Here is a 7791-nt window from a genome sequence, read left to right on the forward strand (position 1 = left end):
GCTCCAGGGCCGCGCCGAGCGGCAGGCCGGTGACGGGCAGGCCATGTGGCACGCCGCGCGGCAGGTAGGGGTCGGACGATGGGCCGAACCAGTCGCGCCACGTCTCCTGCATGGCGGCGGGCACCAGCGGCTCGCCGCATTGCGGGCACCAGTGGAATTCCGGCGGGTACATGGCCGAGTGCGCGCAGGCCCCGGGCACGGCGGCACCCAGCAGCTGCGCGAGATCAGCCGAGCGGGCCCGGCCGTAGCCGGTCCAGTCGAGCTGGCCCAGGCCCGGGCTCGCGGCAGGCATGAAGTGTCCGTTCTCGTCTTCCAGCCAGACGGCGTCCGGCGTTTCCCATCGGTATGTCATTCGCGTGTTGCTTGGAAAGAGCTGCGCTGGCAGGCTCGGCGGCCCGCTCGAAAAGTGGTCCGGGCCATCATAGCTGAATCGCTTTTTGGACCAAGCTCAATCGGACGAGTAGCGCGATACAGGTCTTAAAGGGGCGAATTTCAGGCGGGAATGGGGAACTTTTTGGGGCGGCACTTATAATGCCGGGTATGGATTTTCTGCCTTCTTCCGCGGTCGCGGCGGCCACCGCCCATGTGCGCGACATCCTCGGTATTGCAATTGAACACGCAGCGCCCGCCCGGGCGCTGGTGGTGTTCGACACCCGCACTGCCCTGTCGCGGGCGCTGACGGAGGCCTACCAAGCCAATCTGCCGGATGGCCGTTTCGTCGACTTCGACGCGGTGACGGCGGATGAGGTGCATGCGGCCTTCCGCGCCATGGTGGCGGGGGACCTGGTGGTGCTGATCCAGTCCACCAACTTCCGGCTGGAGGCGTTCCGCATCCGCGTGGAGCTGTTCAAGCTGGGGCTCAAGGTGGTGGAGCATGTGCACCTGTCGCGCATGCCGGGGGCGCAGGGCGAGGCTTATATTGAGGCGCTGGCGTATGACCCGGCCTACTTCCGCGGCGTGGGGCATCGGCTGAAGGCGCTGATCGACGGTGCGGCGCGGGCCGTGGTGCGCGGGGGCGATGCGGAGCTGGTGTTCGAGGGCGGGCTGGAAGCGGCCAAGCTGAATGTCGGTGACTACTCCGGCATGAACAACGTGGGCGGGCAGTTCCCGATCGGCGAAGTGTTCACGGAGGCGCGCGACCTGGAGGCGGTCAACGGGCGGGTGCAGGTGCACGTGTTCGGGGATACCAATTACCGGGTCAACCGGCCGGACACGCCGATCACCTTGATTGTCGAACGTGGCCGCGTGGTGGAGGCTCTGGATTCGACGCCGGCCTTCGATGAGGTGCTGGCCATCATTCGCGCGGACGAAGGCGAGGTGTGGGTGCGGGAGCTGGGCTTCGGCATGAACCGCGCCTTCACCCGCGAGCGGCGGGTCGATGATATCGGGACCTATGAGCGGATGTGCGGGGTGCACCTGTCGCTGGGGGCCAAGCATGGCGTGTACCCGAAGCCGGGGTTCAAGCGCAAGGATGCGCGCTACCACATCGATGTGTTCGCGGTGACGGATGAGGTGTGGCTGGACGGGGTGCGGGTCTACCGGGACGGCGGCTGGGAAGTGCGCACCGGCAGCTGAACCTCCATGCGCCGCTGCAGCTCCTTCATGAGTGCGGCGTTTGCGGCCAGCTGCTGGTCGATCGCGGCCGACCGGCGCTGGAACTCGGCCTGCTGCTGGTCGATCTTCGCCGAGCGGCGTTCGTCTTCCGCCCGTTCTCGGGCGAGCTGCTGGTCAATCGCCGCTGAGCGCCGGGCCAGCTGCTGGTCAATCTCCGCGGTCTGGCGCCGGATTTCGGCCCGGGCCTGCTCAAACTCCTTCCCGCCAGAATAGGCGCCGAGCAGACTGGTGTAAGTCGTCGCATTGATGGCGCCCACGCCGAGAATAATGGCGATCGTCGCGCTGATCCCGGTGACGATCATGGTGGTCTTCAGGCTGGTGATGCGGTCCTCCATGCGGTCGAACCGCGCATCCATGCGGTCGAACCGCGCGTCCATGCGGTCGAACCGCGCGTCCATCGCATCGAGCCGCGCGAGGATTCCTCGCAGCAGCGTTTCGATGACTGCGATCCGGCTGTCCATGCGGGCCTCGGCGGCCTCGATCTTCGCGTCGACCAATTCGATGTCCTGAGCGTCCATGACTGTCCCGGCAGTGCATTTGCAAGCTCACCAGTCTATATCGCGGCGCATATCCCATTTAGCAGCAAACGGCGATCCTTTGGCGCACATCATTGTTGATAAAATGAGCGGTCCATTCAAGGAGTCCCAGCATGCTGACCACCGAACAGCGCGACCAGTTCGAGCGCGACGGCTTCATCGTCATCCCCGGCTTCAAATCCGCGCAAGAGATCGCGGCCCTGCGCCAGCGCGCGGCGGAGATCGTGGACGCCTTCGACCCCGCCAGCACGCGCTCCGTGTTCTCCACCGTGAACCAGGCCCGCACCACGGACGACCACTTCCTCCGCTCCGACAACACCATCGCCTGCTTCTTCGAAGAGGAAGCCTTCGATGCCCAGGGCCAGCTGCGCCAGGCGAAGGCGCTCTCGATCAACAAGATCGGCCACGCCATGCACGACCTGGACCCCGTGTTCTCCAGCTTCTCGCGTTCCCCGCAACTGGCCGCCGTCGCTGCGGACCTCGGCCTGCGCGATCCGAAAATCTGGCAGTCGATGTACATCTTCAAGCAGCCGGGCATCGGCGGCGAAGTGCGCTGGCACCAGGACGCAACCTATTTTGAAACGGACCCGATCAGCGTGACCACCTTCTGGTTCGCACTGGAAGACGCGACCCGCGAGAACGGCTGCCTGTGGGCCGAACCGGGCGGCCATCGCGGACCGCTGCGCGAGCGCTTCGTGCGCGATGGCGACCACACCGCGATGGAGAAGCTGGATACCACGCCCTGGCCCACCGACGCCACCGCCGTGCCGCTGGAATGCGCCGCCGGGAGCCTGGTCTGCTTCCATGGCCTGCTACCGCACTACAGCGCGCCGAACCGCTCGCCGGTCTCGCGCCACGCCTACACGCTGCACGTCACCGACGCGCACACCGCCTACTCGCCCCGCAACTGGATCCAGCGCGGCGCAGACTTCCCGGTGCGCGGCTTCGTCTAACCCGCGATGGATGGCGCAGCGGCCGCCGCAGCAGCTGCCGCGCGCGCATGCGTCGGCGCCACCGCTGGCATGCGCATGGTGATGGTGGTGCCGAGGTCCGGGGCCGACGCCACATCCACCGTCCCGCCCAGCATCCCGGTGACGATGTTGTAGACGATGTTCATGCCCAGGCCCGAGCCCCCCTGCCCCATCTTGGTGGTGAAGAACGGATCGAACACCTGGTGCAGCACCTTGCCCGGCATGCCCACGCCATCGTCGGCAAACACCAGCTCCACCTGCCCGTCCGCCAGGCTGCGCGCCCGCAGCGTAACGGCGCCGCGCTCGCGGCCCTCGAACGCATGCAGCAGCGCGTTGTTGAGGAGGTTGGACAGCACCTGCCCCAGCCCACCCGGATGCGAATCCATCGGCACGGACGCCGGCAGCTCCAGCCGCACTTCGCAATTCGCGCGTCGCAGCTGAGCGCCGAAAGTCGCCAGCGTATCGCGCACCACGTCGCACAGGTCGAAGCGGCGGTGCTGGTCGCTGGTCTGGTCGACCGCCACCTGCTTGAAGGAGGTGATCAGGTCCGCGGCCCGGCGCAGCGACGCGGTCATGATGTCGCAGGCCGTGCGCGTGTCGCGCAGGTGCGCCTCGAGCTCCGAGCGCTTGATGCCGCCCGCCGCGTACTGCTTTTCGAAGTCGCCCACCATGTCCGACAGCGCGGTCGCCGTCAGCAGCGTATTCCCGATCGGCGTATTCAATTCATGTGCGATGCCCGCCACCAGGGAGCCGAGCGATGCCATTTTCTCGGAGAGGATCAGGCTGTCCTGCGCCTGGCGCAGGGTCGCGAGGACCGCCGAGAGGTCGCCGTGCGCGGCCTCCACATTGGCCTTTTCGCGCGCCAGTTCGGCCAGGCTGTGTTCCAGCCCGCGCCGCACGTCCAGCAGCTCCGCCTCGGCCTTCTTGCGGTCACTGATGTCCTGCAGCGACCACACCACCGCATTGGCCGCGCCGGTGCCATCGAGGGCGCGGCCATCGGCCAGGCACCAGACCACGGTACCGTCCTTGCGGCGCAGCTGAAGCTCACCGCGGCGGCGCTCGTCCGCGCACAGGGGCGCGAAGGGGTCACCGCCGTCGGGGCTCAGCAGGCTGGCCGGCTGGCCCGCCAGTTCGCCCACCCGGTAGCCCAGCAGCTCCTCCAGCCCGCGGTTGCAGCGGGCAATACCCGCGCTGGTGAACAGGCCAATGCCAACGGAGGCGCTGTCCTGGAATGCGCGCTGGTCTTCCAGCGCCCGGCCGAGGCGGCGCGCCAGCCGCCGGCTGCGGCCGGACGCCATCAGCAAGGCCGCAATCAGCACGCTGATCACACCGCCCGCCAGGCCAATCAGCGCCACGCTGGTGTAGTCGCGCGCATAGCGCCCGCCTTCCAGCCCGGCCAGCGTGATGTGCCAGCGGCGCTGCGCCACCTGGACGGTCTGCTGGCTACGCAGCTGCGGCAGCAGCGCGGTACCCGGTGCGAACGAGTCGTACATCAGCCGGTCCGCGTTGGCGGCGCCCTGCACCTCGTCTTCGATGCGGATCGCGACCTGGCTGGCCAGGCGTGGATCGACCGCCTCGTGGATCAGGTCCGGCACGCGGAACACCACGGCCACAAAGCCCATCAGCGCCGCGCGGCGCTGCTCGACCGTCTCGATCGGCTGGCCGGCGCGGTACACGGGCGCGCGCACGATGAAGCCCGGCTGGAGCAGCGTGTCCTGCACCAGCACCGTGCGCGCCCCGGCCACCGGTTGGCCGCTGTCGCGCCCAGCTTCCAGGGCCTGCAAGTGCACGGGCAACGCCGCCAGGTCCAGGCCAAAGGCGGCCTCGTTGCCGGTGGCCGGCTCGTTGTAGTCGATGATGAAGTGGGTGGCGGCGCTGGCTGCGGGATGCACGGTGAATCCCGGCACTTCGCGCCGCGCGGCGGCCTCGAATGAGGCCAGCTGCGCGCCGGGCACCGCACGCACGAACTGGATCGCCTGGAAGCCGGGATAGCGCTCGGTGAGCCGCAGCTCGTCCACGAAACGGCGGAACTCCGCGCGGCTGGCGCCCGGATGGACCGTCAGGACGCCCTTCAGCGCCAGCAGCGCGTCGAAGTAGTTCTGCAGCCGCGCCCCGGTGTCGCCCGCGATCTTGGCCGCATCCCGCTCGAAGGTGGCGCGGACCTGGGCCTGCTGCGCATCAGCGACCAGGTGGCAGGTCCACCCGGTCAGGCACAGGCCAAGCACAAGTGCTATGGCCCCGGGGATGCGCAGTTGCAGTCCGATGGCGGCTCCGATAGGCGGTGGGCGATGGTCGGTAGCGGGTGAATCAGTCCGGATCGCGGAATTCGTTCGCGATCTGCAGGATCTTCTCTTCGATGGACAGCATGGCGTCGACCACGTCCGGATCGAAGTCCTCGCCGCGGCCCTGGCGGATCAGCTCCACCGCCGTCTCGTGCGTGAACGCGGGGCGGTAGCGGCGGCGCGAGATCAGCGCGTCGTACACGTCGGCCACCGCCATCAGGCGCGCGGAGACGGGGATGCCGTCGCCCTGCAGGCCTTCGGGGTAGCCGGAACCGTCCCAGCGCTCCTGGTGCGAATGCGTGATCTCGCGCGCATAGCGCAGGAAAGGCGTCGAGAAACCGAGTGTGCGCTCGACGCCGAGGATGGCGTCGCGTCCATACACGGTGTGCTGCTTCATCACGTTGTACTCTTCCGACGTCAGCTTGGAAGGCTTGAGCAGGATCGCGTCCGGCACGCCCACCTTGCCAATGTCGTGCAGCGGCACGGCCTTGGTGAGAAGGACAATGTTTTCGTCCGTGAGCTCCCCCGCGAAGCGTGGATGGAAGCGCAGGCGCTGGGCCAGCGCGGCCACCATGTGCTGCACGCGCTGGATGTGATTGTGGATGTGGTCCTCGTGGATCTCCGCCAGCGCGGCCATGGCCAGGATGGTCGCATCCTGCATGTTGACCAGGCCCCGGGTGCGCTCGGCCAGCGCGGCTTCGAGGTGCGTGGCCTGGTCCTTCAGCATGGCCTGGCTGCGCGCGAGCCTCGCATGGGTGGCCACGCGGGCGCGCAGGGCGTCCGCATCGAGCGGCAGGGTGACCACGTCGGCGGCGCCTTCCTGCCAGGCGCGCGCGGTGTCGGCGGCGCCGGTCACGAAGATCAGCGGGATGTCGGCAGTGAGGAAATTGGCCTTCAGTTCCTGGGCCACGGACCAGGCGCCGGTGTCGTCCAGCTCCGCATCGAGCACCACGACGTCGGGGCGCGGCGCCTGCGCCATCTGCGCCAGGGCTTCCTCCCCGGTGGCGGCCTGCCGCAGCTGGCAGCGGCCATGCAGCGCCTCTTTCATCAGCATCCTCCGGTCGGCGGCGGTGGCCGCAACCAGGACGGTTGCCTCGAACGCGATATTCATTCTTGTGTTCTCCCTCTCCCTGGGATCATAACCCGGCTTTCCGCCCGGTTGGAAGGCGAGGCATGCACATGTATGCATACATGTCCCGCCAATGTATCAATTTTTTTACAAATCGGCAGAACCGCTTTGGAATTGCCGAGTTTAGAATGCCTACTCCACATTTCCAACCTCCGACAGGAAAGACATGATACGTTTGCCGATCAGCCTAGCGGCTCTGTGCCTCGCAGCATCCGCGATGGCGGCCGAACCGTTCGACGACAAGTTCCGCCAGCTGGACGAACTGCTGCCGACTCCGAACACGATCCGCACCGCTTCCGGCGCCCCCGGCCACGCCTACTGGCAGCAGCGCGCCGACTACACCATCCGCGCGCGCCTGGACGAAGCCACGCGCAGCATCAGCGGCAGCGAAACGATCACGTATCACAACAACTCGCCGGACACCCTGGACTACCTGTGGCTGCAGCTGGACCAGAACATCTACAAGCCGGATTCGGATGCGCGCATGAGCAGCACCGTCCCCTCGCGCGACGCCTGGTCCAAGGCGCGCGGCGCGGAAGACGGGATGAAGTTCGAAGGCCTGCGTTCGATCCTGGAGTCGCGCACCTTCGCGGGCGGTTTCAATATCACCTCGGTCAAGGGCGCGGACGGCAAGCCGCTGCGCTACACCATCAACAAGACCATGATGCGCATCGACCTCCCGCAAGGGATGAAGCCGGGCGCCAAGCTGTCCTTCTCGGTCGAGTGGAACTACAAGATCAACGAGATGAAGGTGCTGGGCGGCCGCTCCGGCTACGAGCACTTCGACGAAGACAATAACGACCTGTACGAAATCGCGCAGTGGTATCCGCGCATGGCAGCGTACTACGACGTGTATGGCTGGCAGCACAAGCAGTTCCTGGGCGCGGGCGAATTCACGCTCGACTTCGGCGACTACGACGTGCAGCTGACCGTCCCGGCCGACCACATCGTGGGCTCCACCGGCGAACTGCAGAACCCCGACGCGGTCCTGACCGCGGCCCAGCGCGACCGCCTGAAGCAGGCGCGCACCGCCGCCAAGCCGGTCGTCATCGTGACCCAGAAGGAAGCCGAAGCGGCCGAGAAGGTCAAGGCCAACGGCACCAAGACCTGGCACTACCGCGCGAAGAATGTGCGCGACTTCGCTTTCGCCACTTCGCGCAAGTTCATCTGGGATGCGCAGGGCGTCAAGAGCGGCAACAACACCGTGCTGGCGATGTCCTACTACCCCAAGGAAGGCAACCCGCTGTGGGAGCAGTACT

General features: G+C 67.2%; 6 protein-coding genes and 1 pseudogene. 3 read left to right on the forward strand and 4 right to left on the reverse strand.

Annotated features, from left to right (window positions below):
* Positions 1-352, reverse strand: a pseudogene (locus E4L96_RS13530) (hypothetical protein); the annotation flags it as partial.
* A gap of 188 nt (positions 353-540) precedes the next feature.
* Between E4L96_RS13530 and E4L96_RS13535 the strand changes: the two are divergent.
* Positions 541-1575, forward strand: a complete 1035-nt coding sequence (locus tag E4L96_RS13535) for a M29 family metallopeptidase (protein WP_229414461.1) — start codon at positions 541-543, stop codon at positions 1573-1575.
* Here E4L96_RS13535 and E4L96_RS13540 read toward each other — a convergent pair.
* A complete protein-coding gene (locus E4L96_RS13540) occupies positions 1536-2132 on the reverse strand; it encodes a hypothetical protein (protein WP_135207758.1) in 597 nt (198 codons plus the stop codon). The genes E4L96_RS13535 and E4L96_RS13540 overlap by 40 nt on opposite strands.
* Before the next feature lie 131 nt (positions 2133-2263).
* On the opposite strand from E4L96_RS13540, the gene E4L96_RS13545 reads away from it, so the two are divergent.
* Entirely contained in the window at positions 2264-3103 is an 840-nt protein-coding gene (locus tag E4L96_RS13545) for a phytanoyl-CoA dioxygenase family protein (RefSeq protein WP_135207759.1), read from the forward strand.
* Here E4L96_RS13545 and E4L96_RS13550 read toward each other — a convergent pair.
* Positions 3100-5346, reverse strand: a complete 2247-nt coding sequence (locus tag E4L96_RS13550; RefSeq protein ID WP_135207760.1) for a CHASE domain-containing protein — start codon at positions 5344-5346, stop codon at positions 3100-3102. The two genes, E4L96_RS13545 and E4L96_RS13550, sit on opposite strands and share 4 nt — an antisense overlap.
* A gap of 82 nt (positions 5347-5428) precedes the next feature.
* The gene (locus E4L96_RS13555; RefSeq protein WP_135207761.1) at positions 5429-6514 is read right to left on the reverse strand and encodes an HD-GYP domain-containing protein; all 1086 of its coding nucleotides are present in this window, start codon (positions 6512-6514) and stop codon (positions 5429-5431) included.
* Between the two features lie 235 nt (positions 6515-6749).
* On the opposite strand from E4L96_RS13555, the gene E4L96_RS13560 reads away from it, so the two are divergent.
* Positions 6750-7791, forward strand: a 1042-nt coding sequence (locus E4L96_RS13560) for a gluzincin family metallopeptidase (protein ID WP_502654454.1), incomplete at its 3' end; no start/stop codon positions are given.

This window comes from Zemynaea arenosa (assembly GCF_004614185.1).
Classification (GTDB): Bacteria; Pseudomonadota; Gammaproteobacteria; order Burkholderiales; family Burkholderiaceae_D; genus Telluria; species Telluria arenosa.

What these genes read in the sequence shown, in the direction of transcription:
- E4L96_RS13535 (WP_229414461.1), top strand. Translation starts at nt 541, where the DNA reads ATGGATTTTCTGCCTTCTTCCGCGGTCGCGGCGGCCACCGCCCATGTG.
- E4L96_RS13540 (WP_135207758.1), bottom strand. Translation starts at nt 2,132, where the DNA reads ATGGACGCTCAGGACATCGAATTGGTCGACGCGAAGATCGAGGCCGCC.
- E4L96_RS13545 (WP_135207759.1), top strand. Translation starts at nt 2,264, where the DNA reads ATGCTGACCACCGAACAGCGCGACCAGTTCGAGCGCGACGGCTTCATC.
- E4L96_RS13555 (WP_135207761.1), bottom strand. Translation starts at nt 6,514, where the DNA reads ATGAATATCGCGTTCGAGGCAACCGTCCTGGTTGCGGCCACCGCCGCC.